The organism is Ancylobacter defluvii (genome assembly GCF_018390605.1).
Lineage (GTDB): Bacteria > Pseudomonadota > Alphaproteobacteria > Rhizobiales > Xanthobacteraceae > Ancylobacter > Ancylobacter defluvii.
The window spans coordinates 104,441-131,155 of record NZ_JAHBGD010000028.1; the positions used below are offsets into that span (position 1 = coordinate 104,441).

At 68.4% G+C, this 26,715-nt stretch carries 26 protein-coding genes; 20 read left to right on the plus strand and 6 right to left on the minus strand.

Going from position 1 to position 26,715, the window contains the following annotated elements:
- Nucleotides 1-103: 103 nt before the first annotated feature.
- Genes KHC24_RS23885 through KHC24_RS23895 form a run of 3 tightly spaced genes read left to right on the plus strand, consistent with a single transcriptional unit; the run spans nucleotide 104 to nucleotide 2,822 of the window.
- Nucleotides 104-793, plus strand: coding sequence for a glutathione S-transferase family protein (locus tag KHC24_RS23885; RefSeq protein ID WP_213366766.1), 690 nt, complete (start codon nucleotides 104-106; stop codon nucleotides 791-793).
- Nucleotides 769-1,962, plus strand: a complete 1,194-nt coding sequence (gene queG, locus KHC24_RS23890) for a tRNA epoxyqueuosine(34) reductase QueG (protein WP_213367104.1) — start codon at nucleotides 769-771, stop codon at nucleotides 1,960-1,962. The genes KHC24_RS23885 and queG overlap by 25 nt, the downstream gene beginning before the upstream one ends.
- The gene (locus KHC24_RS23895; protein WP_271180536.1) at nucleotides 1,959-2,822 is read left to right on the plus strand and encodes an NAD-dependent epimerase/dehydratase family protein; all 864 of its coding nucleotides are present in this window, start codon (nucleotides 1,959-1,961) and stop codon (nucleotides 2,820-2,822) included. Before queG ends, KHC24_RS23895 begins: the two co-directional genes overlap by 4 nt.
- A 7-nt stretch (nucleotides 2,823-2,829) precedes the next feature.
- Here KHC24_RS23895 and KHC24_RS23900 read toward each other — a convergent pair whose 3' ends face one another.
- On the minus strand, nucleotides 2,830-3,471 hold the full coding sequence (locus KHC24_RS23900) for a TetR/AcrR family transcriptional regulator (RefSeq protein WP_213366769.1): 642 nt from the start codon (nucleotides 3,469-3,471) through the stop codon (nucleotides 2,830-2,832).
- Nucleotides 3,472-4,074: 603 nt separating this feature from the next.
- On the opposite strand from KHC24_RS23900, the gene KHC24_RS23905 reads away from it, so the two are divergent.
- Together KHC24_RS23905 and KHC24_RS23910 are read left to right on the plus strand one after the other, a co-directional pair.
- Nucleotides 4,075-5,928, plus strand: coding sequence for a potassium transporter Kup (locus tag KHC24_RS23905; protein WP_271180537.1), 1,854 nt, complete (start codon nucleotides 4,075-4,077; stop codon nucleotides 5,926-5,928).
- A 238-nt stretch (nucleotides 5,929-6,166) separates the two neighbouring features.
- Nucleotides 6,167-7,294 (plus strand): putative bifunctional lysylphosphatidylglycerol flippase/synthetase, encoded by a 1,128-nt coding sequence (locus tag KHC24_RS23910; protein ID WP_213366773.1) that lies wholly within the window; start codon nucleotides 6,167-6,169, stop codon nucleotides 7,292-7,294.
- A gap of 98 nt (nucleotides 7,295-7,392) precedes the next feature.
- Here KHC24_RS23910 and KHC24_RS23915 read toward each other — a convergent pair whose 3' ends face one another.
- Together KHC24_RS23915 and ppk2 are read right to left on the minus strand one after the other, a co-directional pair.
- Nucleotides 7,393-7,956, minus strand: a complete 564-nt coding sequence (locus KHC24_RS23915) for a hypothetical protein (RefSeq protein ID WP_213366775.1) — start codon at nucleotides 7,954-7,956, stop codon at nucleotides 7,393-7,395.
- 416 nt (nucleotides 7,957-8,372) lie between these two features.
- Entirely contained in the window at nucleotides 8,373-9,440 is a 1,068-nt protein-coding gene (gene ppk2, locus KHC24_RS23920) for a polyphosphate kinase 2 (protein WP_246547626.1), read from the minus strand.
- Nucleotides 9,441-9,572: 132 nt separating this feature from the next.
- Between ppk2 and KHC24_RS23925 the strand changes: the two genes are divergently transcribed.
- The 7 genes from KHC24_RS23925 (at nucleotide 9,573) to phoB (ending at nucleotide 16,438) form a co-directional block, all read left to right on the plus strand.
- Complete coding sequence (locus tag KHC24_RS23925; RefSeq protein ID WP_213366777.1) at nucleotides 9,573-10,898, plus strand: ATP-binding protein; 1,326 nt, start codon at nucleotides 9,573-9,575, stop codon at nucleotides 10,896-10,898.
- Nucleotides 10,899-11,045: 147 nt separating this feature from the next.
- Nucleotides 11,046-12,089 carry a phosphate ABC transporter substrate-binding protein PstS gene (gene pstS / locus KHC24_RS23930; RefSeq protein ID WP_213366779.1) on the plus strand — a complete coding sequence of 348 codons (1,044 nt, stop codon included), beginning with the start codon at nucleotides 11,046-11,048 and terminating at the stop codon, nucleotides 12,087-12,089.
- Nucleotides 12,090-12,295: 206 nt separating this feature from the next.
- On the plus strand, nucleotides 12,296-13,273 hold the full coding sequence (gene pstC, locus KHC24_RS23935; protein ID WP_213366781.1) for a phosphate ABC transporter permease subunit PstC: 978 nt from the start codon (nucleotides 12,296-12,298) through the stop codon (nucleotides 13,271-13,273).
- 13 nt (nucleotides 13,274-13,286) lie between these two features.
- Nucleotides 13,287-14,120 (plus strand): phosphate ABC transporter permease PstA, encoded by an 834-nt coding sequence (gene pstA / locus KHC24_RS23940; RefSeq protein WP_213366783.1) that lies wholly within the window; start codon nucleotides 13,287-13,289, stop codon nucleotides 14,118-14,120.
- Nucleotides 14,121-14,127: 7 nt separating this feature from the next.
- Complete coding sequence (gene pstB / locus KHC24_RS23945; RefSeq protein WP_213366785.1) at nucleotides 14,128-14,949, plus strand: phosphate ABC transporter ATP-binding protein PstB; 822 nt, start codon at nucleotides 14,128-14,130, stop codon at nucleotides 14,947-14,949.
- A 26-nt stretch (nucleotides 14,950-14,975) separates the two neighbouring features.
- Nucleotides 14,976-15,692, plus strand: coding sequence for a phosphate signaling complex protein PhoU (gene phoU / locus KHC24_RS23950; RefSeq protein WP_213366787.1), 717 nt, complete (start codon nucleotides 14,976-14,978; stop codon nucleotides 15,690-15,692).
- A gap of 44 nt (nucleotides 15,693-15,736) precedes the next feature.
- On the plus strand, nucleotides 15,737-16,438 hold the full coding sequence (phoB, locus tag KHC24_RS23955; protein ID WP_213366789.1) for a phosphate regulon transcriptional regulator PhoB: 702 nt from the start codon (nucleotides 15,737-15,739) through the stop codon (nucleotides 16,436-16,438).
- 92 nt (nucleotides 16,439-16,530) lie between these two features.
- Here phoB and KHC24_RS23960 read toward each other — a convergent pair whose 3' ends face one another.
- Nucleotides 16,531-17,667, minus strand: a complete 1,137-nt coding sequence (locus tag KHC24_RS23960) for a linear amide C-N hydrolase (protein ID WP_213366791.1) — start codon at nucleotides 17,665-17,667, stop codon at nucleotides 16,531-16,533.
- Between the two features lie 220 nt (nucleotides 17,668-17,887).
- Between KHC24_RS23960 and nthA the strand changes: the two genes are divergently transcribed.
- From nthA to KHC24_RS23980, 4 genes are read left to right on the plus strand one after another with little or no spacing between them, the layout of a single operon-like run.
- A complete protein-coding gene (gene nthA, locus KHC24_RS23965; RefSeq protein WP_213366793.1) occupies nucleotides 17,888-18,601 on the plus strand; it encodes a nitrile hydratase subunit alpha in 714 nt (237 codons plus the stop codon).
- Nucleotides 18,598-18,942: an SH3-like domain-containing protein gene (locus tag KHC24_RS25490; RefSeq protein WP_213366795.1), complete on the plus strand. Its 345-nt coding sequence runs from the start codon at nucleotides 18,598-18,600 to the stop codon at nucleotides 18,940-18,942. The genes nthA and KHC24_RS25490 overlap by 4 nt, the downstream gene beginning before the upstream one ends.
- Complete coding sequence (locus tag KHC24_RS25495) at nucleotides 18,942-19,307, plus strand: SH3-like domain-containing protein (protein ID WP_213366797.1); 366 nt, start codon at nucleotides 18,942-18,944, stop codon at nucleotides 19,305-19,307. Before KHC24_RS25490 ends, KHC24_RS25495 begins: the two co-directional genes overlap by 1 nt.
- A complete protein-coding gene (locus KHC24_RS23980; RefSeq protein ID WP_213366799.1) occupies nucleotides 19,304-19,639 on the plus strand; it encodes a nitrile hydratase accessory protein in 336 nt (111 codons plus the stop codon). The genes KHC24_RS25495 and KHC24_RS23980 overlap by 4 nt, the downstream gene beginning before the upstream one ends.
- A gap of 133 nt (nucleotides 19,640-19,772) precedes the next feature.
- Here the strand turns inward: KHC24_RS23980 and KHC24_RS23985 are convergent, their stop codons facing one another.
- Nucleotides 19,773-20,537, minus strand: coding sequence for an SDR family oxidoreductase (locus KHC24_RS23985; protein ID WP_213366801.1), 765 nt, complete (start codon nucleotides 20,535-20,537; stop codon nucleotides 19,773-19,775).
- Between the two features lie 155 nt (nucleotides 20,538-20,692).
- Here KHC24_RS23985 and KHC24_RS23990 point away from each other — a divergent pair, with 155 nt between their 5' ends.
- From KHC24_RS23990 to KHC24_RS24000, 3 genes are all read left to right on the plus strand, one after another.
- Nucleotides 20,693-21,589: a LysR family transcriptional regulator gene (locus tag KHC24_RS23990; RefSeq protein ID WP_213366803.1), complete on the plus strand. Its 897-nt coding sequence runs from the start codon at nucleotides 20,693-20,695 to the stop codon at nucleotides 21,587-21,589.
- 133 nt (nucleotides 21,590-21,722) lie between these two features.
- Nucleotides 21,723-22,676 carry an AraC family transcriptional regulator gene (locus KHC24_RS23995; RefSeq protein WP_213366805.1) on the plus strand — a complete coding sequence of 318 codons (954 nt, stop codon included), beginning with the start codon at nucleotides 21,723-21,725 and terminating at the stop codon, nucleotides 22,674-22,676.
- Nucleotides 22,677-22,776: 100 nt separating this feature from the next.
- Nucleotides 22,777-23,343, plus strand: a complete 567-nt coding sequence (locus tag KHC24_RS24000) for a hypothetical protein (RefSeq protein ID WP_213366807.1) — start codon at nucleotides 22,777-22,779, stop codon at nucleotides 23,341-23,343.
- 304 nt (nucleotides 23,344-23,647) lie between these two features.
- On the opposite strand, the gene KHC24_RS24005 is transcribed toward KHC24_RS24000, so the two are convergent.
- Entirely contained in the window at nucleotides 23,648-25,057 is a 1,410-nt protein-coding gene (locus KHC24_RS24005; RefSeq protein WP_213366809.1) for a polyhydroxyalkanoate depolymerase, read from the minus strand.
- A 263-nt stretch (nucleotides 25,058-25,320) separates the two neighbouring features.
- Between KHC24_RS24005 and KHC24_RS24010 the strand changes: the two genes are divergently transcribed.
- On the plus strand, nucleotides 25,321-26,682 hold the full coding sequence (locus KHC24_RS24010) for an ActS/PrrB/RegB family redox-sensitive histidine kinase (protein ID WP_213366811.1): 1,362 nt from the start codon (nucleotides 25,321-25,323) through the stop codon (nucleotides 26,680-26,682).
- Nucleotides 26,683-26,715: the final 33 nt, after the last annotated feature.

Genomic DNA, 26,715 nt, shown 5'->3' on the forward strand with positions numbered 1-26,715 from the left:
CGGCCATCTTGATGCCGTCATCGCTTGCGATGTCGCCGTAACCTCTCTAGACCGATCAACGGACGGCGCTTTTCTCAAGCAGCCGCGCGGCGCATCCCGGAAAATGCAGCTCTATCATCACCCCTTCTGCCAGTTCTCGCGCATGATCCGTCTCGCCCTCGGCGAGATGGGAATGGACCCCGAGCTCATCGAGGAACGGGTCTGGGAACGTCGCCCGGGCTTCCTGATGCTCGACCCCGCCGGCCAGACGCCGGTGCTGGCGGAGGCGGACGGGCTGGTGGTGCCGGGCGGTACCGTCATCGCCGAATATCTCGACGAGACCTATGGCCATGCGATGGGCGACCGTCGGCTGCTGCCCGCCGGGCGCGAGGACCGCGTCGAGGTGCGCCGGCTAATGGCCTGGTTCAACGAGAAGTTCTACTTCGAGGTGTCCGAGCCGCTGGTGCGCGAGAAGGTCTACAAGCGCTACATGCCGCGCGAGGCCGGCGGCGGCCCGCCGGACATGCCGGCCATCCGCGCCGCGCGCGCCAATATCCGCTATCATCTGCATTATATCGGCTGGCTTCTGAAGACGCGGAACTGGCTCGGCGGCGACCGGCTCACCTTTGCCGACCTCGCCGCCGCCGCCCATATTTCCTGCGTCGACTATCTGGGCGACGTGCCGTGGGGCGAGGACGAGACGGCGAAGATCTGGTACGCGCGCATCAAGTCGCGCCCGGCCTTCCGGCCGCTGCTCGCCCTGAGCATGGCGGGGATGCCGCCGGCCGCCTGCTACGCGGATCTGGATTTCTGAACCCGCAGGCTTCCGACGCGCCGCGCGCCGCTGCCGCTGCCAGGGCTCTGCTCCACCAGCTCGCCCGCGACGAGGGGTTCGACGCCATCGGCATCTGCGCCGCCGACGCCATCCCGCAGGCGGCGCCGCGCCTTGCGCAATGGCTGGCCTCCGGCGCCCAGGGCGACATGGAGTGGATGGAAGAGACCGCCGCGCGCCGTTCCTCGCCGCGCGCCCTGTGGCCGCAGGCGCGCTCGGTCGTCATGCTCGGCCTCAATTACGGCCCGGACGAGGATCCCCGTCTTGCACTGGCCGACGCATCGCGGGGCGCCATCTCGGTCTATGCCCGCGGCGATGACTATCACGAGCTGGTCAAGGGCAAGCTGAAGCGCATCGCCTCGCGCTTTGTGCCGCGCGTCGGAGGCCCTGAGAACGTCGAGGTGAAGGTGTTCGTCGACACCGCGCCGCTGATGGAGAAGCCGCTGGCCGCCGCCGCCGGCCTCGGCTGGCAGGGCAAGCACACCAATCTGGTCTCGCGCGAAAAGGGCTCCTGGCTGCTGCTCGGCGCCATCGCCACCACGCTGGAGCTGCCGCCGGACGCGGCGGAGCGCGATCATTGCGGCTCCTGCCGTGCCTGCCTCGATGCCTGCCCGACGGGCGCCTTTCCGGCCCCCTATCGCATCGATGCCCGCCGCTGCGTGTCCTATCTCACCATCGAGCACCGGGGGCCGATCCCGCGTGCGCTGCGCCCGCTCATCGGCAACCGCATCTATGGCTGCGACGATTGCCTCGCTGCCTGCCCGTGGAACAAGTTCGCGCAGCTCGGCCGCGAGGCCCGGCTCGCCGCCCGCGACGAAAACCGCAATCCCGCCCTCGCCGAACTCGCCCGGCTCGACGATGCGCAGTTCCGCGCCCGCTTCAGCAAGAGCCCGATCAAGCGGACCGGGCGCGTGCGTTTCTTGCGCAATGTGTTGACCGCCATCGGCAATTCCGGCGACCCTTCGCTCGCCGGCGAAGCCGAGCGTCTGCTTGCCGATCCGGAGCCGCTGATCCGCGGCGCGGCGGTCTGGGCGCTGTCGCGCCTCGTCCCGCCGGACGATTTCGCCCGCCTCGCCTCCCGGCATCTGCCGGGTGAACCCGACGCCGAGGTGCGTGCGGAATGGGATACCTCGTTGGAGAGCGCCGCGTGACCACGCTGATCTGCCTCGGCTACGGCTTCTGCGCCCGTGGCTATGCCGCGCTGTTCGCCGGGCGCTTCTCCCGCGTCCTCGGCACCTCGCGCCAGGGTGCGGGCGCGCAAGGCCCGGTGGAACGGCTGGCACCGGATTCGCCGGCCCTCGCCGCGGCGATATCCGGCGAGGCGGCGGTGCTGGCCAGCGCCGCGCCGGGGGAGGCCGGCGATCCGTTCCTGCCCGCGCTCGCCGGCGCGCTGGAGCAGGGCTCCGGCCCGATCGTCTATCTCTCCACCATCGGCGTCTATGGCGACAGCGCCGGTGCCTGGATCGACGAGAGCGCGCCGCTCGATGCCGGCAAGCCCCGCGCCAGCCGCCGCATCGAGGCGGAGGCGGCTTGGCGCGCGCTCGGCGCCCGCGCCGGCCGGCCGGTGGCGATCCTCAGGCTGGGGGGCATCTACGGTCCCGGCCGTAACGCGCTGGTCGATGTCGCCGATGGCAGTGCCCGCTGCATCGAGCGCGCCGGCCAGATGTTCAACCGCATCCATGTCGACGACATCGCCCGCACTGTCGACGCCGCCTTCCGCCTCGGTTTCGAGGGTGCGGTGAACGTGGTGGACGACGAGCCCGCGCCGGCTTGCGCGCCGGTGCGCCATGCCGCGCGCCTGCTCGGCCGGCCGGAGCCGGTGGCGGTGCCGTTCGCGCAGGCCGCGCCCGCCATGTCGGCAATGGCGCTGTCGTTCTGGGCCGACAACCGCCGGGTGCGCAATGCGCGGCTCAGGCGCGAGCTCGGCGTCGACCTCGCCTTTCCGAGCTATCGCGAGGGGCTCGACGCGCTGTTCGCGCAAGGCGAGGGAAGCGCCGGGGCGCGCGACTGATTTTCGCTCACGCCGCCGGGCCGAAGGCGCGCAGGAAGGCGTCCACGGTGAAGCGGATCGCCTTCGCGATCTCGTCCGGCGCCGGTTGCTCCATCTGGCCGAACAGCATCGGGGTGACGGTCTGGGCATAGCAGCTGCAGATGAACTGCCGCGCCGCCAGTTCGGGGGCCTCGACGGCGAGTTCGCCGCGGGCGGATTTGGCGGCGAGCCAGTCGCTCAGCAGCGCCACGGCGGTCTCGATGCCGGCCTCGTGATAGGCGGCGCCAACCGCCGGGAATTTGTCGGCGACGCCGATCACCACCCGCACCGTGGCAATGTATTCCGGCTCCGCCATCGCCGCGATGTAGCGCCCGGCCACCGCGGTCAGCTCGGCGCGCACGTCGCCTTCCGGCTCGAGTACGAAGCAGCGCTCGGCGGTGCTGGCGCATTTCTCGCGCAGCAGCGCACGGAACAGCTCCTCTTTCGAGACGAAATAAGTGTAAAGCGTGCCCTTCGACACACCGGCGGCCCGCGCGATCTCGCCCATGCTGGCGCCGTCGAAGCCGCTCGCCAGAAACACGCCACCGGCGCCGTCGAGAATCCGTCGGCGTTTTTCCGTGCCGTGCGATGGAAAGGCCCAAACATCCGGTAGGGTGAGGGTGGCTGCCATATCGGTCCATCGTGACGCGAGAAAACGATCGGAAATCTATTACATTTCCGAATTTTTGCGATCACGTTGTCGCTATCGCCGTGGGCGTTCTCGGCAAAACCCTGACAAAGCTTCGTCTGGAGTCTATATAATTTCGGACGAATGACCGAACGGTTCGGATGGCGAATTGGATCCAATAATTCGATCCACCATCCCCCGGTCCGTCACCCGCCGTCGTGAGTCCGAATGGCTCCCGCAAGCCTTCGGGGCGCTCCGACGGATGGTCGAGGGAGGGGAGCTTTCCGCCCCCCATGCTCTCCTCCCTCAAACCCATTGCGTCGGTTGCCCATCGCGCCGGTTGCCCGTCGTCCTGCCTTGCTGGGCACGCGGCATCCGGCGTGCGATCCTTTTCGACGCGGCCTTCGGGGAAACTCCGCTTGGCGGCGGCAGCCTGCCGCGCTATTGCTGCGGTGCGCGACTTCCCCCTCATCGCCGGCGTCGATCATGCCAAGGGCCAGTTTGGTAAAATGCGTCCGGAGCGGCGGCCGGTGCCGACTGCGCCGTCCGTCAGGGGCATAACGAGGCATTATGGCCCGATCCTCTTCTTCGACCAGCGCGAAACGCGTGATTCCATTTACCGCCGAACTTGCGGCGCTGGGCGTGGTATTCGGCGATATCGGCACCAGCCCGCTCTATGCCTTCAAGCAGGGTCTTCTGGCGGTCGGCGGCGCCTCGGTGACCCATGACGAGGTGCTGGGCCTGCTTTCGCTCGTCACCTGGGCGATCATCCTGTCGGTAACCATCAAATATGTGCTGCTGGTGCTGCGGGCCGACAATGACGGCGAAGGCGGCATCCTGGCGCTGGTGACCCTGCTCGACCTGCACCGCAGCGCCAATGGCGGGCGGCTGTGGCTGCTCATTGCCGGGCTGGTCGGCGCGGCGATGCTGATCGGCGACGGCGTGCTCACCCCGGCCATGTCGGTGCTCTCGGCCATCGAGGGGCTGGAGGTCGTGGCGCCGGCGTTGGACCACTGGATCGTCGCCGTCACCGTGGTGGTGATCGTGGCGGTCTTCGTGTCGCAACGGGCTGGCACCGACCGTATCGGCGCGTTTTACGGGCCGATCATGCTGGTCTGGTTCCTTACACTCGGCGGGTTCGGCCTCTACGGCATCGTCCAGCAGCCCGGCGTGCTGGTCGCGGTCGATCCGCGCTACGGCATCGCCCTCATCGCCGATCATATCTGGCTGGCGGGCGCGGTGCTGGGCGCCACCTTCCTCGCCATCACCGGCGGCGAGGCGCTTTATGCCGATCTCGGCCATTTCGGCCGTCCGGTGATCACCCGGGCCTGGCTGTTCATCGCCATGCCGGCGCTGCTGCTCAACTATTACGGTCAGGGCGCCACGGTGCTGGTCAATCCGGCGGCGGTACGCAACCCGTTCTACGATCTGTCTCCGGATATTTTCGACGTGCCGCTGCTGTTCCTGGCGGCGGCGGCGACCGTCATCGCCTCGCAGGCGATCATCACCGGTGTGTTCTCGCTCGCCAAGCAGGCCATCGAGCTCGGCTACCTGCCGCCGATGCGGATCCGCTACACCAGCGAACACAACGACCAGCACATCTATGTCGGCCGGCTCAACTGGCTGCTGATGCTGGCCTGCACCGCCGTGGTGGTGTCCTTCGGCTCCTCGGACCGCCTCGCCTCCGCCTATGGCATCGCGGTAGCGATGGCGATGATCTCCACCACCATCCTGTTCGTCGCCTACGTCAAGCGCCTCAACCGGCTGCCGGTGATCGCCCTGGTCGGCCTCGCCGCCGGGCTGCTGGTGGTCGATCTCTCCTTCGCCGCCGCCAATCTCACCAAGCTGCACGATGGCGGCTGGCTGCCGGTCGCCATCGCCTCGCTGGTGCTGGTGGTGATGGTGAGCTGGCGGCGCGGGCTGGAAGGACTCGGCATCCAGCAGAAGCGCTTCGCCGAGCCGCTGGAGGAGTTCATTGCCCGCGGCAAGCCGGCCGGCAGCGCCACCAGCCCGCGCACCGCCATCTTCCTGTCGCGCGGCGGCGCGCTCACCCCGGTGGCACTCGGCCGGCTGTCCGATCTGCTCAACGTGCAGTTCACCAAATCGGTCATCGCCTCGGTGTGGATCGCCTCGCGCCCGCGGGTGCCGGTGGACGAGCGGGTGCGCGTCACCGTGCTGGATGCCGGCCATGTGCGCGTCGATGTGCGCTTCGGCTACATGCAGCAGATCGACGTGCCCTCGGTGCTCGGCCCGGCGCTGTATTCGCTGGGCATCGATCCGGACGAGGCGGTCTATGTCATCGGCCATGAGCGCATCATGCCGCCCGAGGAGATCCTGGGCATCCGCGACGCGCTCGCTCATGTGTTCGCCTTCCTGGCGCGCAATGCCGAACGCTCGGTCGACCGCTTCGGCCTGCCGCGCCCGCGCACCATCGAGATCGGCTATCCGGTGCGTTTGTGAGCGCCGGCTCCGGGCTTCCGTACGCACCGGCGCGCTGCCGACAGGCGCCTGCCATGGCCATGCCGCGTTCCGGGCGGATATGCCCGGCCATGGCGGCTCCAGAGCCGGCTCGGGCACCCTGCGTAAGGCCTCCCCCCGCGCGGTGCCGTCGCACTCAAGGCAGGTTCCGCCGCCGGCCAAGGTCTGCTACGGCTGAAAAGGGAATGCGCATGACGAGGCACAGGATGACGGGAACGCCATGAGCAGCAAGCTGAACACGACAGCGAGGTTCTTCCGCGAGCGTGTCGGCTGGCATGGCGTGGGCGTCGTCGCCAGCCTGGTCATCATCGGCATCGCGGCGGTGGTTCTGTATGAGATGCTCCGCAACATCCGCCCCGGCGAGGTGTTCGACGCGCTCACCGATACCGCGCCGTGGCGGGTAGCGCTGGCCGCGCTGTTCGTCGCCTGCGCCTATTTCACCCTCACCTTCTATGATTGGTTCGCGCTGCGCACCATCGGCAAGGCCCACGTGCCCTATCGCACCGCGGCGCTGGCCTCCTTCACCTCCTATTCCATCGGCCACAATATCGGCTTCTCCGCCTTCACCGGCGGCACGGTGCGTTATCGCATCTATTCGGCGCACGGGCTCGGGGCGGTGGATGTCGCCAAGCTGTGCTTCATCACCGGCCTCACCTTCTGGCTCGGCAACATGGCGATCCTCGGCCTCGGCGTTTCCGTCGAGCCCTGGGCGGCGAGCGCGGTGGACAAGCTGCCGGCCTGGATCAACCGGTTTATCGGCCTCGGCCTGCTCGCGGCGCTGGCCGCCTATGTGGTGTGGGTGGGCCTGAAGCCGCGGCGCATCGGAATCGGCAAGGGCCATTGGCAGGTCACCCTGCCGGGCTGGAAGCTGACGCTGCTGCAGATCGGCATCGGCATCGTCGACCTCTCGTTCTGCGCCCTGGCGATGTATGTGCTGATGCCGCAGACGCCGTTCATCGATCCGATCGCGCTCGGCGTGGTGTTCATCTCGGCGACGCTGCTCGGCTTTGCCAGCCATGCGCCCGGCGGGCTCGGGGTGTTCGACGCCGCCATGCTGGTCGCGCTGCCGCAATTCGAGACCGAGCCGCTGCTCGGGGCGCTGCTGCTGCTGCGCCTGCTCTACTATGTCACGCCGTTCGCCATCGCATTGGTCACCATGGGTGTTCGCGAACTGCTGGTCAGTCGTCGGCGACGCTTCGCGCCTCCGGCCTCGCTCGATGCGGCGCTGGCCGCCGCCGCGGTGCCGGCGCTCATCGAGGATGTGCAGCCGCAGTTGCGCGACGCCCCCCAGTTGGCCGCGGCGTCGGCCGATGGCGAGGCCGAGGCGCCGCGTCGCGCCGTCGGCTGACAACCGGCGGGGCGTTTCCGGTCGTATCCGGCAGACCGTCTTGGTGGAATAGCGCTCCGGGTGACGAGCCCGGGCGTGGGCGGCCCTGGCCGCCGTACTCAGCGGGTCAGGCTCGGCACCATGCTCTCGAGAGCGCCGGGCAGGCGGGTGACCTTCACCCCCTTGGGCAGCGCCACCGCGTCGGCGCCGAGCGGTGCGCGCGAAATCTCCACGGCCTCGAACATCACCTTCTTGCCGGTGTCGGTGTAGCTCAGCGAGCGCAACGGCACGCCGTCCAGGGTGATGCAGGCCTCGATCGGCGCCGAGCTGATGGGGTCGAGGCTGCGCCAGATGTCGCAGGGTTCGCCGGCCACCGTATCCGTGCCCCAGTACCGGCTGTCGGCCGGCATGTCGATCGCCACATATTCCTGCGGCAGCTTCATTTCCACCGCCACCCGGCCGAGGCCGGGAAGATTGGACAGCACCGCCAGCTTGCGCGTCTTCAGGTCGATGAAACCGGTTAGCGTCGTCGTCACCGCAGCGACGCGGACATCAACGCGCAGCCGTCCTTGACGATGCACGATGCGCACGTCGCCGCCTTCCGGCAGAGTGCGCCCGCGCAGCGTGAAGTCGACGGTGGGGCGCGGCGGCAGCGGTCCCAGCGCCGGCGGACCGAACGGCATGAGACCGAAGGGCGTGGGCGCGAAGGGCGGCGGCGTGAACGATTCCGATGGCGGGCCGGGCGGCGGACCGAAGGCGGGCGGCGGGGCCGGCGGCGACCGGTAGGGTGCGGGCTCCGTGGCCGCGGCCGCGCTCGCGCACAGGCCGAACAGGCCCGTGGTCAGCAAGCGCCGCATCGGCCGAAGGAAGATCATGGCTCGGTTACGGTCCTGGGTCGGACGGAATCGGGTCGGGTGGAAACGCGGTGCGGGTGTTGCCGCTGGCGTTCCAGGCACCGGACGGCACGGCATGGTATCTCGATCCGCCCGGCATTGGCCGGCCGTCCTGGTACCTGTCGTGCATCCGCCCCCTGTGACCGACGCAGCGTCATGCTCTTACGTCGATGAGCACTGGCAGGCAATCTGGGCGCCAGCGCGGCTCACGCATCGGTCCGATGCAGAAAGTTGCGCCCGCCGAGCACAATTTGCGGATCGGGCACGCCGATGACCCGGTCGTCGCGCTCGGCATAGGGAAGCTGGGCCAGTACCTCGCGGATCACGCCGAGCCGCGCCCGCATCTTGTCATTGGCGAGCACCGCCGTCCACGGCGCCGCCGGCTGGTCGGTGGCGGCGATCATCGCGTCGCGCGCCGCCGAGATCGCCTCCCAGCGGGAGGGGGCGGCGAGGTCGACGGGAGAGAGCTTCCAGTGCTTCAGCGGATCCTTCTTGCGGGCAAACAGCCGCTTCAGCTGCATTTCGCGGCCGATGTCGAGCCAGATCTTGAACAGGCGGATGCCGTCATCGGCCAGCATCTTCTCGAAGGTCGGCGCCTGTTCGAGGAAATGCGCCGTCTCCTGCGGCGTGCAGAAGCCCATGACAGGCTCGACCACGGCGCGGTTGTACCAGGAGCGATCGAACAGCACGATCTCGCCGCGGCGGGGCAGATGCGCGATGTAGCGCTGGAAATACCACTGGCCGGCCTCGGCTTCGGTCGGTTTGGTCAGCGCCACCACCCGCACCGAGCGCGGGTTGAGATGCTGCACCAGGCGGTGGATGGTGCCGCCCTTGCCGGCGGCGTCGCGGCCCTCGAACACGATGACGATGCGCTCTCCGGTGTCGCTCACCCAGCGCTGCAGCTTCAAAAGCTCGATCTGCAGCGCGCGGAGTTCCTTCTGGTAGTGCTTGCGCTTGGGCCGGTCGGCATAGGGATAGTTGCCGCTGCGATAGGCCCGCTCGTCGATGACCGCCGGCAGCGCCGGCAAATCCATCGAGAAGGTGGCGAGAGCCGCGGCGAGGCGGTCGGAACCTCCGCCGTTCTTGCGCGTGGAATCCTTGGCGGCGGCCTTCTTGCCGCCGGTGGCGCCCTTGCGGATGGCGGCGGGCGGAAGGGCGGCGTCCGGCCCATCCTGCGGGGCGCCGGTGGCGGCGGCCTGCGCCATGGTGGCGTCGGTAGCGGAAGATTTGGCCGCTGCGGGCTTGACCGTGGGTCGGTTCGGCTTCTTCGTCATATGGAAGCCTCTCGATGAGACCATAAGGAGACGGTGAATCGTTCCCTTGCCGCCGGACCTGATTCCGGCGAATCCATCCGGGAAGTCGAGGACAACATAGCGAATTTCGGGCGTACCGGGGAGGAAACCGCCATGAGCATCGACGAATCCGGCCCGTTCGCCCGCGAGACGCTCGGCGAGCGGCTCGCTGCGGCGCGCTGGATTTTGCTCGCCGGCGGTCTCGGCCTGGCGGTGGCGGTGGTGCAGGAGGTGCTCGCGGCCGGGCCGGCGCTGATCCTCGGCGCCGTCATCTTTGTCGCCGCCTGCCTGCCGGCGGGGCGCTGGCGGCTGCGCCGGCCGGTCGCCGCGGCGCTGTCGCGCTTCCGCGAGCCGCCGGCCCCGCCGCCGGATCGACTCGCCTCGCTGGTGGGGGCGCTGCCGGAGGCGGCGCTGCTGCTCGATCACCGCGGCACGGTGCGCGCCACCAACAGCCGCGCCTCCGGCATGCTCGCCGCCGTGCGGGTCGGCGATCCCGTCTCTTTCGCGGTACGGGTGCCCGAGGTGCTGGAGGCGATCCGCGCCGCCAGCGCCGATGGCCAGGCCCGCCGCGTCGAGTTCAGCCAGCGGGTGCCGGTGGATCGCTGGCTGCGCGCCGACATCGTCCCGGTGACCGGGCCGGGCGGCAATGGCGTCCGGACGGAGAGGGTGGAATCGCTGTTGCTCACCTTCACCGATCTCACACCGCAGCGCCGTGTCGAGCAGATGCGGGTCGATTTCATCGCCAATGCCAGCCACGAGCTGCGCACCCCGCTCGCCTCGCTCTCCGGCTTCATCGAGACCTTGCAGGGCCCGGCCCGCAACGACGTCACCGCCCGCGAGCGCTTCCTCAAGATCATGGCCGAGCAGGCCAAGCGGATGTCGCGGCTGATCGACGACCTGCTGTCGCTGTCGCGCATCGAGCTCAACGCACATCTGCGGCCGCAGTCGCGGATCGATCTCGTCGCGGTGGTCGGCCATGTGCGCGAGGCGCTCGCCCCGCTCGGCGCCGAGCGGCAGGTGGAGATCGTGTTCCAGCCCGCCGATGCCTCGGTGATGGTGCAGGGCGACCGCGACGAGCTGATCCGCGTCTTCGAGAACCTGGTCGAGAATGCCCTGAAATATGGGGCCTCCGGCGGGCAGGTGGACATCACCCTGTCGCGCGACGGCGACGACGCGCTGGTCGCGATACGCGATTACGGGCCCGGCATCGCCCCGGAGCACGTGCCGCGGCTTACCGAGCGATTCTACCGCGTCGATACCGCCCATTCGCGCGAGCAGGGAGGCACCGGGCTGGGGCTCGCCATCGTCAAGCACATCGTCGCCCGCCATCGCGGCCGGCTCGGCATAGACAGCACGCCGGGCGAGGGCTCGACATTCTCGGTACGTTTGGCGGCGCTCCCGGCCGAAGCGAGGAAAATGTCTGTTAAATCAGTAGCTTGAAGTGTCATGCAGATGTCATCGCATGGTCATAGAACGGTGGCGTCCGGTCGTTAAGAGTCCGGTGTGATCTCTTTCACCGCCTACGGGCAAACACCTCCGGCCCGGTTCGTGCGCCGCGCGGATCGCTGAAGCACTGGGAGAAGACCCTTGAAATTCAACCGCCTCCTCGGCGTCGCCGTGGTCTCGTTCGCCACCTTTACCGGCGCTGCTTTCGCCGCCGACATCAACGGCGCTGGCGCCTCGTTCCCCGCCCCGGTCTACCAGGCCTGGGCTGCGGCATATAAGGCGAAGTCCGGCACCGGCCTCAACTATCAGTCGATCGGCTCCGGCGGCGGTCAGAACCAGATCGTCAACCGCACCGTCGATTTCGGCGCCTCCGACGCGCCGATGAAGGACGACAAGCTCGAGCAGGCCAGCCTGCTGCAGTTCCCGACCGTGATCGGCTCGGTGGTCGCCATCGTCAACATCGACGGCATCGCCGATGGCCAACTGACCCTCGACGGCGCCACCCTGGCCGATATCTACCAGGGCAAGATCACCAAGTGGAACGACCCGAAGATCGCGGCGCTGAACAAGGGCGCGACCCTGCCGGATCTGGCCATCGTCCCGGTCTACCGTTCGGATTCGTCGGGCACCTCCTTCGTGTTCACTTCCTACCTCACCTCGGTGAGCGCGGACTGGAAGTCCAATGTCGGCGCCGCCACCTCGGTGCAGTGGCCGGCCGGCGCGGGCGCCAAGGGCAATGAAGGCATTGCCGGCACCGTGAAGAACACCAAGGGTGCGGTCGGCTATGTCGAGTTCGTCTATGCCGCGGCGAACTCGCTGACCTCGACCAACCTCGTCAACAAGGCCGGCAAGGTCGTGAAGCCCACCACCGAGGCCTTCATGGACGCCGCCGCCGCCGCCGACTGGAAGGGCGCGAAGAACTTCGCCGCCTCGATGATCAACACCCCCGGCGACAAGGCGTGGCCGATCACCAGCGCCACCTATATCCTGCTGCCGAAGAACCCCGCCAACGGCGCGCAGTCGGCCGAGGCGATCAAGTTCTTCGACTGGGCCTATGGCGCGGAAGGCGACGCCATCGCCGAGAAGCTGCACTACATCCCGCTGCCGGACGCGGTGGTGACCACCATCCGCGACGCCTGGAAGGCCGAGATCAAGGCTGACGGCAAGTCGGTCTGGACCAACTGAGCCTGGTAGTCCCGATCGGCGAGGGGGTGCCGCCACGCGGCCGCCCCCTCGCCTTTCGCTCGCCTGAACCTCCGTGCCGTGCCTTCCGCGTCCTGCCTGCCGCCTGGGAGCGCTAGCGTCTTTTACAGATGCGGCCCGCGACCGCCGGTGACAGGCTGATCCCGTTTCAAGCGCATCAGCGGCGACAGCGCTCAAGGAAATTCGACATGGCTGCCTCCATCAGCGGAACCGAGGCCGACACGGCCCTGATCGCCGCGCATAAGCCGACCGGGCGCATCAGCGATCCCATCTTCGTCGGCCTGCTCTGGGCCAGCGGCATTTTCGTGCTGGTTCTGCTCGGGCTCATCATCGCGATGCTGTTCGAGGGCGGGCTGCCGGCGCTGCGCGAATTCGGCATTTCCTTCCTCTGGTCCACCACCTGGAACCCGGTCACCGAGCGCTTCGGCGCCGGCGTCATGGTGTTCGGCACGGTGGCGAGCGCGGTGATCGCCGTCATCGTGGCGCTTCCGCTCTCCTTCGGCATTGCCTTCTTCCTCACCGAGATCGCCCCCGGTCCGCTACGCCGGCCGATCGGCGTCGCGGTCCAGTTGCTCGCCGCCATCCCGTCGATCATCTACGGCATGTGGGGCTTCTTCATCGTCGTGCCGCTGATCGCCGCCTATGTGCAGCCGCCGCTGATCGAGTGGCTCGGGCCGATCCCGCTGCTCGGGGCGCTGTTCCAGGGGCCGCCGCTGGGTGCCGGCATGCTCACCGCCGGCCTGATCCTGGCGCTGATGATCCTGCCCTTCATCACCGCCATGTTCGTCGAGGTGCTGGAATCGGTGCCGCCGATGATCAAGGAATCCGCCTATGGCGTCGGCGCCACCACCTACGAGGTCTACCGCAACGTCTCGGTGCCCTATGGCCGCACGGCGATGGTCGGCGCGGTGATGCTCGGCCTCGGCCGCGCGCTGGGCGAGACCATGGCGGTGACCTTCGTGATCGGCAACGCAACCCGCATGTCGGCCTCGCTGTTCGCGCCGGGCGCCACCATCGCCTCGACCATCGCTAACGAGTTTCCGGAGGCATCGATCGGCTCGCTGAAGCTGCAGGCACTGCTGCAACTCGGCTTCATCCTGTTCGTCATCTCCTTCATCGTGCTGGCGTTGTCCCGCCTGCTCGTCCGCTCGAAGCTCAAGGGCTGAGGGAGAGGAAACCATGTCATCGCTCGCCCGCCGTCGCACCACCGATTACGCCGTCAAGGCGATCTCGACCGGCTTCGCCGCCCTTTCGCTTGTCCTGCTCGCCTGGATCCTGTGGACGCTGCTCTCCCGCGGCCTGCCGGCGCTCGGTCCGCACGTCTTCACCAATATCACCGCGCCGCCTGGCGCCGGCGGCGGCCTGCTCAACGCCATTGTCGGCTCGCTGATCCAGATCGGCGTCGCGCTGGTGATCGGCACGCCGATCGGCCTGATGTGCGGTACCTTCCTCGCAGAAAACGGCCGCGGCACCCAGATCGGCAATGTGGTGCGCTTCGTCAACGACGTGCTGCTGTCGGCGCCGTCGATCCTGATCGGTCTGTTCGTCTACCAGCTGCTTGTGGTGCCGTTCGGCGGCTTCTCCGGCTGGGCGGGGTCGATCGCCCTGGCGATCCTGGTGATCCCGGTGGTGGTGCGCACCACCGAGGACATGCTGGCGCTGGTGCCGATCGGCCTGCGCGAAGCGGCCTTCGCGCTTGGCGCGCCGCAGTGGAAGGTTGTGACCTTCATCACCTGGCGCGCTGCCCGCGCCGGCATCGTCACCGGCATCCTGCTGGCGCTGGCGCGCGCCGCTGGCGAGACGGCGCCGCTGCTGTTCACCTCGCTTGGCAATAATGGCTGGTCGCTGAACATGTCGGCGCCCATGGCGTCGCTGCCGATCGCCATCTATCAATACGCCGCCAGCCCCTTCGAGGATTGGGTCGCCCTTGCCTGGGCCGGCGCCCTCATCATCACCGTCGGGGTGCTGACCCTGAACGTCCTGTCCCGCCTGGTTCTGGCGAAGATGAAGTGAGACGGCCATGAATTTCGCACCCGATACCTCCATCGACATCGCTTCCGCCGTCAACCGCGCCACCGCGCCGTCCGCACAGCCGAAGCTCAAGGTCGAGAAGCTGAATTTCTACTACGGCGACAATCATGCGCTGAAGAACATCAATTTCGAAATTCCCGAGAAGCGCGTCACCGCGATGATCGGGCCCTCGGGCTGCGGCAAGTCCACGCTGCTGCGCATCTTCAACCGCATGTACCAGCTCTATCCGGGCCAGCGCGCGGAAGGGAAGATCCTGTTCGACGGCGGCGACCTGCTGTCGAAGGATCTCGACTCCACCGTCGTGCGCTCGCGCATCGGCATGGTGTTCCAGAAGCCCACGCCGTTCCCGATGTCGATCTACGACAACATCGCCTTCGGCGTGAAGCTGCATGAGAGCCTCAGCAAGGCGCAGATGGACGAGCGGGTGGAGTGGTGCCTGCGCAAGGCCGCCATCTGGGAGGAGACCAAGGACCGCCTGCACACCTCGGCGCTCGGCATGTCCGGCGGCCAGCAGCAGCGCCTGTGCATCGCCCGCACCATCGCGGTACGTCCGGAGGTGATCCTGCTCGACGAGCCCACCTCGGCGCTCGATCCGATCTCGACCTCGAAGATCGAGGACCTGATCGACGAACTGAAGCAGGAATTCACCATCGTCATCGTGACGCACAACATGCAGCAGGCCGCCCGCTGCGCCGACATCACCTCGTTCTTCTATCTAGGCGAGCTGATCGAGGTGAATGCGTCCAACGAGATCTTCACCAATCCGCGCGAGGCGCGCACCCGCGACTACATCACCGGCCGCTTCGGCTGAGTGGCGACGGGAAAGAGGACCAGTCCATGCCCTCCGAACATATCGTCTCGTCCTTCGATACCGATCTCAAGGAGATCAGCCGCCGCGTGGTGGAGATGGGTGGCCAGGCCGAGCAGTTGGTCGCCGATTCCGTGCAGTCGCTGGTCAAGCGCGACACCGAGCTGGCGCAGAAGGTGATCGTGCTGGACGGGCCCATCGACCTGCTCCAGCGCGAGATCGAGGAAAAGTCGGTGCTCACCATCGCCCGTCGCCAGCCGCTGGCCGGCGATCTGCGCGAGATCGTGGCGGCGATGCGCGTCGCCAACGATCTGGAGCGCATCGGCGACCTCGCCAAGAATACCTCCAAGCGGGTGCTGGCGCTCACCGGCGAGTTCCATCCGCAGAAGCTGGTGCGCGGCGTCGAGCATATGTCGAGCATGGTGCTGGAGCAGCTGAAGGAGGTGCTCGACGCCTATGCCAGCCGCGAGGACGCCCGCGCCATCGAGGTGTGGAAGCGCGACGGCGAGATCGACGTGCTCTACACCTCGCTGTTCCGCGAACTCCTCACCTATATGATGGAGGATCCGCGCAACATCTCGCTGTGCACGCATCTGTTGTTCTGCGCCAAGAACATCGAACGCATCGGCGACCACGCCACCAATATCGCCGAGACCGTGCATTACCTCGCGACCGGCCAGTTGCTCACCGAAGAGCGGCCGAAGCAGGATACCACCAGCCTGACCACGGTTCCGTTCCCGTCCTGAGGCGGGCCGGATCGCGGTTACGGATCATTCGCACGGGAAAAGCGATGCCGACCAATATTCTCATCGTCGAGGACGAGGAGCCGCTCACCCTGTTGCTGCGCTACAACCTCGAATCCGAAGGCTATTCGGTGGAGAGCGTGGCGCGCGGCGACGAAGCGGAGACGCGGCTGCGCGAGAAGGTGCCGGATCTTCTGTTGCTCGACTGGATGCTTCCGGGCCTGTCCGGCATCGAGCTGTGCCGGCGCCTGCGGGCCCGGCCGGAAACCGAGCGCATGCCGATCCTCATGCTCACCGCCCGCGGCGAGGAGACCGAGCGCGTGCGCGGCCTCGCCACCGGGGCGGATGATTATGTGGTGAAGCCGTTCTCGGTGCCGGAGCTGGTCGCCCGCGTGCGCGCCCTGCTGCGCCGCGCCAAGCCGGACCACATCTCGACGCTGCTGCGGGCCGGCGACATCGAGCTGGACCGCGAGACCAAGCGGGTGCACCGCTCCGGCCGCGAGCTGCATCTCGGCCCCACCGAGTTCCGGCTGCTGGAATTCCTCATGCAGTCGCCGGGCCGGGTCTATTCGCGCGAGCAGTTGCTCGACGGCGTCTGGGGCCAGGACGTCTATATCGACGAGCGCACGGTGGACGTGCATGTCGGCCGGCTGCGCAAGGCGCTGAACCGCCCGCGCCAGCCCGATCCGATCCGCACCGTGCGCGGCTCCGGCTATTCCTTCAACGAGATGTTCGCCCGCACCCATTGAGGCGGCCCAGCCGCAGAGGGCACGGAGCGTGGAAAGAAATCCGCCGGCGCGTGAGCCGGCGGATTTTTCGTGTCACGGCTTCGGGTCTTGCCTCACGGCTTGGGAAACGCCAGCGGCGGCGGCGTCAGGTTCGGCTTCAGCGGCGCGGTGGCCAGCGTCTTGGCGTCGAGGTCGAAGCTCATCAGATCGACCCCGCGCAGCACCTGGTCATCATAGGTCTTCACGTAATAGCGCCGGTTCTTGAGATCGGCGACCGACGACCACTGGGTGTATTCCATGTCGGCGGTGTTGCCGGCTTCCGGCTTGATGAAGCCGACGGGGATGTCGAAATTGTTGAGGATGTGCTCGGCGACGCGCACGCTCTCCTCGCCGCTCGGCTTCTTCTCCGCCGACATCGCATAGCCGAGCGCGCGGATCAGCCGCGAGGGCGGCGTCGGGTCGCCGGGAATGCCGAGCAGTCCCGAGCCCTGGCCGAAGGAGGAGATGGCCTGGCCGTTCACCGTGATGTCCGGGGCGTTGACCGGCGAGATCTTCACATAGTTCTTCAGGTTGGTCAGGTGCCAGCTGAACTCCGGCGCATTGGTCATCACCCCGAACGGGTTGTCATAGACCTTGAGCACCCCGCCCACCGGCTCGATCACCAGCGAGGCGCCGGTCTCGTCGTGCAGCGTGTAGTGAAACGGCGGCGTGATGCCCATTTGCGGCTGGGCGACATCGACGATCGAAATGCCTGAGATCGCCGCCTTCACCTCGGCCACGGTGGCGAAATTGGTCAGCGCCCAGGTCAGGAAGTCCCACGGCGCCATCGCGGTCTTCGGGTCGGCCTTGGCCGGGTCGGCATAGCCGGCATAGTCCGGGAAATACAGGATGCCGCCCGCCAGCCCCTTCTCGTTCATGCCGTCGGTCAGCACCGGCAGGCCGAAGGCGTTGAGGCCGACGGCGGCGTATTTTGCCGTCCATTCGATGCCGGGCTTGCCGCCGGGGCCGGTGCCGGCCAGCGCGAATTGGCGGGGGATTACCATCATGTCGGAGGCGAGCTCGAAGCCGAATTCCATGGTGCGGCCATAGACATAGGCGCCATCGGAGGTGCCGAGCAGGAAGCTGGTGCAGGCCTGTGCCGGCGGGCCGAAAGCCAGCCCCAACGCAAGGGCAAGGGTGGCGCCAAGGCGGGCGGTCGGCGCGGAGCGGCGGCTTGCCGATGCTGAACGTTTTGATTTTGCCGCGAACATCGCCCGAATCCTTTGCTATATTTTGAGGGTTCCAGCCTAAGGCAGATTCGGCCGGCGGCAAGCGAAGTCGGGCAGGGGCGCACCGCATCGGCGTCTGCGCCGGGACCTGTAGCGGCGCCCGTTTTTTCACCGTGCCGCTTTTCTACTCCTGCGTCGTCGACACGCGCGCGGCGTGTCCGCATAATACGATCCTCTCGGCGCAGGGACGGATCGCTTCGGCATGGCAGGGCAGCACGACGACCACGATCACGATGATCATGCGCATCACGATCACCCGCATCACCATTTCCACCGCATCCATTCCGAGGCGGCCGACGCGCTGCTGATGTCGATCGCCGACATCGAGATCAGCGCCCGCGTCAAGGCATTGGAGGAACTGCTCACCCTGAAGGGGCTGGTCGATCCGGCCGCGCTCGATGCGGTGGTGGATCTCTATGAGAACCAGATCGGCCCGAAGAACGGCGCCCGGGTGATCGCCCGCGCCTGGAGCGATCCGGCCTACAAGAAGTGGCTGCTCGAGGATCCCAACGCCGCCATTGCCGATCTCGGCTTCACCGGCGCGCAGGGCGAGAACATGGTGGCGCTGGAGAACACCGACGGCGTGCACAATGTCGTCGTCTGCACCCTGTGCTCCTGCTATCCGTGGCCGGTGCTGGGCCTGCCGCCGGTCTGGTACAAGAGCATGCCCTACCGCACCCGCATCGTGCGCGATCCGCGCTCGGTGCTGGCCGAATTCGGCACCGTGCTGCCGGACACCACCGAAATCCGCGTCTGGGACAGCAATTCGGAAGTCCGCTACCTCGTCGTCCCCCGCCGCCCGGAGGGCACGCAGGGCATGGACGAGGCGGCGCTCGCCGGCCTCGTCACCCGCGACAGCATGATCGGCGTCACCGAGGCGCTCACACCGGAGCCGGCCGCAGAGGGTGCGCCATGAACTCGGTGCATGATTGCGGTGGTTTCGACGGATTCGGCCGGGTGGTGCCGGAGGACTATGACGGGCGCGAGCCGGTGTTCAAGGAGGAGTGGGAGCGACGCATGTGCGGGCTGTTCATGATCACCATCGGCGCGCACTACTCCGACGACGAATTCCGCCAGTCGCGCGAGCGGCTGGAGCCGGTGAAGTACCTCACCCGCCCCTATTACGAGCAATGGTGGTTCGCGGTGGCGCGGCTGATGATGGAGAAGGGCCTGCTGACGCCGGAGGAATTCGCCCGGCACCTTGCCGCCGGACGTGCCGCCGCCGGCAATGCCGATATTCTTGCCGGGGACGCCTGATGCTCAGCGCCGCCGACATTCTCGATCTGCTGAAGACCGGCGCCACCACCAGGGTCGACGACCCCTCGCGCCTCCCGGCCTTCGCCCCCGGCGATCCGGTCCTCACCCGCACGCTCAGCCCGCTCACGCATACGCGGCTGCCGCGCTATTGCCGCGGCAAGCGCGGCGTGGTGGTGAAGGTGCACGGCCTCTACGCCTTGCCGGACGTCCGCGCCATCGGCGACGAGGACACCCGCGAACATTGCTATGCCGTGCGCTTCTCCATGCGCGAATTATGGGGCCCGCAGGGGTCGCCGGCCGACAGCCTCACCATCGATCTGTGGGACAGCTACCTGCTGCCGGCCGGGGCGGAGGCGACGCCATGACCGAGTTGCTGCCCGATCTCGACCGGCCGAAGGCCTTTGCGGCGCCATGGGAGGCGCAGGCCTTCGCGCTGGTGCTGAAGCTGCACGAGCGTGGCCTGTTCGAATGGCCGGAATTCGCCGCCCGCCTCAGCGCCGAGATCCACGCCCACCCGGACCAGCCCTATTACGTCTGCTGGCACGAGGCGGCGGTGGAGCTGCTGGTCGCCAAGGGGTTGGTGGAGGCATCGGCCTTCCTCGACCAGGCCCGCGCCGTGGTGCGGTTTCGCGCCTCCGACCATCACCACGTCGCCCACACCACCCCGATCGCCGTCGATCCGGCGCGGGGCGGCTGAGCGGGTCCGGCTCGGGCCGGCTGGTGCCGACGAGGTTGCCGAGGCCGGCCGCCATCTCCCTCTCCCCGAGGGGGAGAGGGGCGGGGTGAAGGGGGCGACGCGACTCGAAAGGGAGCGGGCAATCGCGGCACGCTCAGGTGCGGGTGATCGATAGCCCGCCATCCACCAGATGCGCGGTGCCGGAGACGAAGGACGAATCGTCCGAGGCGAGATAGAGCACCGAGCGCGCCAGTTCCTCCGGCTGCGCCACCCGCTTCAGCGCGTGCAGGCCGGTGACGAAGCTCTGCGCCTCCGGCGTGCCATTGGCCTCGCGGAACATCTCGGTTTCCACCGCGCCGGGCAGCACCGCGTTCACCCTTATTCCCTTCGGCCCATATTCGGCGGCCAGCGCCTGGGTCAGGCCGATCAGCCCGGATTTCGAGGCGGCATAGGCGGCAAGGCCGGGAAACGCCGTCGAATAGCCGACAAAGGTCGAGGTGAAGATCACCGAGCCGCCGCCGGTCTTCAGCATCGCGGCGATCTGGTGCTTGGCGCCGAGAAAGGCGCCGGTGAGGTTCACCGCCAGCGTGTCGGCCCAGCCCTGCGCTGATATCTCGGTGCTGGGGCCGCTGGCGCCGAGCGTGCCGGCATTGTTGAAGGCGATATCGAGCCGGCCGAAGCGCTCCACCGCCAGCGCCACCAGCGCGCTCGCATAATCCTCGTCCTTCACGTCGCCGGCCAGTGCCGCCGCCGCGCCGCCGGCTTGGGCGATCTCGGCCACCAGCGTGTCGAGCTCGGCCTGCCGGCGGGCACCGACCACCACCTTCGCGCCTTCGCGGGCGAACAATTCGGCGGTGGCGCGGCCGATGCCGGCGCTGGCGCCGGTGATCAGCGCGACTTTTCCATCCAGACGTCCCATCGATATTCTCCTGGGTCTGCCGGCCGCCGCGCATTCCGGGGCGGCCATGGCTGTGTGACAACGTGGTTGTCGTCCTGTTGCCGGGAAGTATGGCGATGCCGGCGCGTTCGGATTAGCCTGCGATCGGTGGAACTCATGTCCGGAAAATCCGAACGATGAAGCTCGACGGCATCGCCGCCTTCGTCGCCATCGCCGAGGCGGGCTCGATCAGCGAGGCCGCCCGGCGGCTGCGGCTGTCGAAATCGGTGGTCAGCGACCGGCTCAGGGAGCTGGAGCACCGGCTCGGCGCCAGCCTGATTCACCGCTCCACCCGCAAATTGTCGCTGACCGAGGATGGCCTGGCGTTCCTGGAGCGGGCGTCGGGGGCGCTGCGCGAGCTCGATGCCGCCGCCGCCGCGCTGGCCGAGCGGCGCAGCACCCTGGCCGGGCCGCTGCGGCTGTCGGCGCCGGTCACCTTCAGCCGGCTGCATCTCGGCCCGGCGCTCTATCCCTTCCTGGCCCGTCATCCGCAGATCGAGCTCACCCTCGATCTCGACGACCGCCGCATCGACGCCCATTCGGAAGGCTATGACGGGGTGGTCCGGCACGGGCCGCTCACCGATAGCCGGCTCATCGCCTGGCGGCTCGCCCGCAGCCGGCGGGTGCTGGTCGCCTCGCCGGATTATCTCGCCCGCCACGGCACCCCGTCGGGCCTTGCCGAGCTGGAGGCCCATCGCGGCATCCTCTACACCGGCCGCGGCATTGCCGATTGGCGCTTCCTCACCGAAGGCGGCGCGGTGCAGCTGCGCGCCCCGGCGGCGCTGCGGGTGAACAATGGCGAGCTGATGCGCGACGCTGCCATTGCCGGCCTCGGCATCGCGCTGCTGCCCCTGTTCATCGCCGGCCCGCCGCTCAAGGCGGGCACGCTGGTCGCCATCGAGGTCGGCGCCGCCACCGAGCCGGAATTCATCTATGTCGCGCATCCGGAGGGCCGCCGCCCGTCGGCGAAGCTGCGGGCGCTGACCGACTGGCTGCGCCAGGCCTTCGGCGATCCGCCCTATTGGGAGCCCTGATCCGCCGACGCCGGGCGCGATATCTCCCGCGGCCGCCCGGATTGACTTTTCTGCCGTTGCGTCACACCTCTCGCGCCGCAAGAAGGCCAAAAGTAAACAAGGCCACGAGAACAGGCCGTCCGGGGGGAACGCCATGCAACGCCTGTCGACCGAGGACGTGCCGCGGCACGAGCGCCTCGCCTTCGTCCATGATGTGGTCGGCCGTCATGCCGCCGGCATGTGCTTCCGTCCGGTCGATGCCGAGGCGTTCCGCGCCCGCTTCTCCATCCTGCCGCTCGACGGGGTGCTGGTCGGCGATGCCTGCTACGACGCCTTCACCGCGGCAAGAACGCGCGAACTGCTCGCCGATGGCCGCGAGGACTACCAGCTGCTGATCAACCCGACCGGCTACGAGACCGAGATCGATGGCGGCCGCACGCTCACGGTCGGCGCCGGCGAGTTGCTGGCCTTCGACCAGGCGGCCCGCTTCGTCACCCGCGCCCCGGCCAGCTGCTATGAGGTGCTGGTGCTGCCGCGCCGCACGCTCGCCGGGCTGGTGCCGGGCCTCGGCGCCCGCGCCTTCCGCAAGGCGGGGCGCGGCGCGGCGGGGCTCGGCCTGCTGGTCGGCTATGCCCAGTTGCTGCGCCGCGAGCCGCCGGCGACGCCGGCCGCCGTCCGGCTGGCGGCCGACCATCTGGCGAAGCTGGCGGCGCTCACCCTCGCCGCCGATCCGGCGGAGCATGCGCGCGAGCATGGCTCGGCGCTGCGTAACGCCCGGCTCGCCTTGATCAAGAAGGAGATCGCGGCGCGGCTCGACGATCCGGCGCTCGATATCGCCCTGGTCGCTCGCCGCCACGGCATCTCGCCGCGCTATGTGCAGCTCTTGTTCGCGCAGGAGGACACCAGCTTCTCCGATTTCCTGCGCGAGGCCCGGCTGGACCGCGCCTTCCGCCAGCTCGGCGATGCCACCAATCGCGAGAGCGTGGCCGGCATCGCCTTCGACGCCGGCTTCACCGACCTGTCGACCTTCAACCGGGCGTTCCGTCGCCGCTATGGCTGCACGCCCTCCGATGTACGGGCACGGGCGGTCAGGACGCGACGCAACTGAAGGCGGCTGCGCGTCACGCCCAGTTGCTGCGCGCCATGCCGAGACCGGACCGGATGGTCCGTTTAGCAAGACGCTCGCGTTTCACCAGCGAGTGCCATCCATGTCTCTCCTGCCCTTGCGCCTGTCGTCCCTGCGCTTCTCGTGCCTGCGCCTGTCGTCCCTGCGGCTGCGGACGCGTGCGGCCATCGTCACGCTGGCGCTCGTCATGCTTGCCGGCCTCGTCACCCACGCCGCCGCCTTGACCGCCACCGACGCCACCAAGGTGGTCGCCCTCATCGAGACGCTCGAGCCCGAGCTCGGCCCGCTCGCCTATGATGAGGAGACCGCCGAGGAATGGTTCGCCCGCGACGAGGTGCGCGACAGGCTCATCGTCAAGGCCGGCTTCACCCGCGAGAGCTGGCGCGACGCCTTCGACGCCACCCTGTGCGGCTATCTCGCCAATCTGCCGAAGGGGCCGATCGATGCGCGCTTCGCCCAGATGCGCAAGCGCCTCGCGCACGCCCCGCGCATGACGCCGGAGCAGCGGGCGACCGCCATTGCCTTCGTCGACGAGCATGAACAGCGGCTGGCGCAGCTGCGGGCCGCCGGCCGGCCGAATGCCGGGATCGTGCATCCGCTGATGCCGCGTCTCGACCGGCTGATGCCGCAGGACGTCGCCAGCGAGTAGTCGCCGGCGCGTGACCTCCGCCGGTGCCCGCATCCGCGGTGGCCGGTTGCCGCCCGCGGTTCGCCGGGGGGCGTGCGGTGCCGGCGGAGGATCGTCGATTTCAGCAGGGAGACGGGCGCGGGCGGCAGGTTCTTCGCGGCCGCCACGTCGGGCCCATGGGGTACCGGAACGCTCGTCGGAGCATATTGCCTGGGCGGCGGCTCCCAAAATCCCGCCCGGGAACATCAATTGCGACTGACGGCGCGAGCCGGACAGGCGGGGCGGGCCACATGGCCGGCCCCGCCATTTTCAGCTTCTCAGCTTTTCAGGTGTTCGGCTCGCCGGCGTCGTCCGGCGCGGCGGCGGCCTTGGCCTCTCCCGCCGGCGCCGGCTGGTTGTGCCCCTTGGTCGGCCAGTTGTGGCTCAAGACGAAGTCGGAGATACGCGGAGCGATCTCGGCGCGGAAGCGCGAGCCGTTGAACACACCATAATGGCCGACGGTCGGCTGCAGGTAATGCGCCCGCTTGTCGTCGGGCAGGTTGGTGCACAATTTGTGCGCCGCCTGGGTCTGGCCGACGCCGGAAATGTCGTCGTTCTCGCCTTCCACGGTGAGCAGCGCGACGTTGCGGATGGCGCCGGGATCGACCGGCTCGCCGTGATGGGTGAAGGTGCCGTTGGGCAGCGCATGGTCGATGAACACCGCCTGCAGCGTCTGCAGGTAGTATTCCGCCGGCAGGTCCATCACCGAGAGATATTCGTCATAGAATTCGCGGTGCTTGGCGGCGGAATCGCCGTCGCCCTTCACCAGGTGGCGGAACATGTCGGCATGCGCCTGCAGGTGCCGCTCCAGATTCATGCTCATGAAGCCGTGCAATTGCAGGAAGCCCGGATAGACCTGCCGCATCACCCCCGGATGCGGCCAGGGCACGGTGGTGATGACGTTGCGGCGGAACCAGTCGAGCCCGCGCGCCTGCGCGAAATCATTCACCGCCGTCGGGCTTTCGCGGGTGTCGATCGGCCCGCCCATCAGCACCATGGAGGCCGGCACGTCGGGATCGCCCTTGGCCTCCATCACCGCGACGGCGGCCAGCACCGGCACCGCCGGCTGGCACACGGCGAGCGCATGCACCCCGCCGCCGAGGAAGTGGAAGATCTCGATCAGGTAGTCGATATAGTCGTCGAGGCCGAACCGCCCGGCGCTCAGCGGCACCTCGCGGGCATCCGCCCAATCGGTGATGTAGATGTCGTGGTTGGGCAGCAGCGTCTCCACCGTGCCGCGCAACAGCGTCGCGTAATGGCCGGACAGCGGCGCGACGATCAGCATGCGCGGCTGCGGCCGGCGCGGCGGTCGTGCGAACGCCCGCTCGAAATGCAGGAGCCGGCAGAACGGCTTTTCCCACACCGTCTCGATGCGCACCGGCACCTTGGTGCCGCCCACCGTGGTGTGCTCGATCCGCCAGTCCGGCTTGCCGTAGCGCCGTGTGGTGCGCTCGAACATCTCGAAGCCGGCCAGCAGCGTGCGGCCGAAATCGGTATGGGAGAGCGGATTGGCCGGATGGCGGTAATAGATCCGCCCGGCATCCGCCATCGCCCGCAACGGGTCGAGCGCCGCCTGGCCCATCTCGAACATCCAGTAGAGCGGCTTGGAGAAGACCGAGGCCGCCTCCAGCATGTCGGTCGGCGTCCCTGCGGTCGCCTCCGCATCGGGCACGGTCCCGAAAACCCCGATCGCCATACGCGCCTCCGATTTGAAAACCACGGTCCTGAACTCGCCTGTACCGCTGTCGCCACGGGTTTCCGCCGGCGACGCGTCACGGGGCAGGTCGGCAATTCCCCCGGCAATTCCCGAGGTCCCGCCCGGGTTCCTGCGACAGCGAAGAGATCGGCGGGATCATTGTGCAGCGCAACACATAGTCGCTTTCGGCCGCACGTCAACGAATCAGCGCATTCCCGCCGCGCCGCGCTTACCTGTATAGAGGGCGCGCAAGGGGGAACCAAATGCCACTTTCGCTGGATCATCCGATCGGCGAGCGCTTCTTCGGCCTCAGGCTCGATACGCTCATCCGCCTGCGCTGGCTGGCGATTTCCGGCCAGACCGCCGCCATCGTGGTGGTGCAGTGGCTGCTCGGCTTCACGGTGCCGATCGGCGCCTGCCTGGCGGTAGTGGCGCTTTCCGCGTGGCTGAATCTCGCCTTGCGCCTGCGCAGCCCCGGCGCCAGGCGGCTCTCCAACACCGAGGCGACCTGGCTGCTCGCCTATGACATCCTTCAGCTTGCCGCCCTGCTGTTCCTCACCGGCGGCCTCGCCAATCCCTTCGCGGTGCTGTTCCTTGCCCCGGTGCTGATCTCGGCCACCGCGCTGTCGCCGCGCTCCACTTTGCTGCTCGGCCTGCTCGCCGGCGGCCTCGCGGCGCTGGTCGGGCTATGGCAGATGCCGCTGCCGTGGCGGCACAGCGAGGCGCTCGGCGCCGGGCCGCTGCTGCCGCCGCTCTATCTCGCCGCCATCTGGAGCGCGCTGGCGGTGGCGATCGCCTTCATCGGCAGCCATGCCTGGCGCGTCGCCGAGGAAACGCGCGAGCTCTCCGAGGCGCTCGCCGCCACCGAGCTGGTGCTGGCCCGCGAGCAGCATCTCTCTGCGCTGGACGGGCTCGCCGCCGCCGCCGCCCATGAACTCGGCACCCCGCTCGCCACCATCACCGTGGTGGCCAAGGAGCTGGCCCGCGGCCTGTCGCCCGACAGCCCGATCGCCGACGACATCCGCCTGCTCGGCGAACAGTCCGAACGCTGCCGGGCCATCTTGCGCCGCCTCACCACCCTCGATGCCGGCGAAGCGCCGTTCGACCGCATGAAGGTCACGCATCTGCTGGAGGATGTGGCGTCGCCGCACCGCAATTTCGGCATCGACGTCGACGTCACCACCGCGACCCGCATCGGCGAGCCGGTGATCGCCCGCAATCCCGGCCTGATCTACGGCCTCGGCAACATCGTCGAGAACGCCGTCGATTTTGCCGCCGGCCGGGTGGAGATCGCCGCCAACTGGACCGATCGCGATCTGGTGGTCACCGTCACCGATGATGGGCCGGGCTTCCCGGCCGAGCTCATCGACAGCATCGGCGCGCCCTATCTCACCAGCCGCGGCCGCCAGCGCTGGCGGCGCGAGGAGACCGGCGAGGGAGAGGATGGCGAGCAGGGGCTCGGCCTCGGCCTGTTCATCGCCAAGACGCTGCTGGAGCGTTCCGGCGCCGAGCTCGCTTATGCGAACGTGCCGGCGCCCCGGCACGGCGCCCGCGTCACCGTGCGCTGGCCGCGCCGCCTTGTCGACATTTCCGACCGCGAGGCCGGCGAGGGCGAGCCGAAATGACAAGCGCCGCCGCTGCGTTATAATGCCACGGTG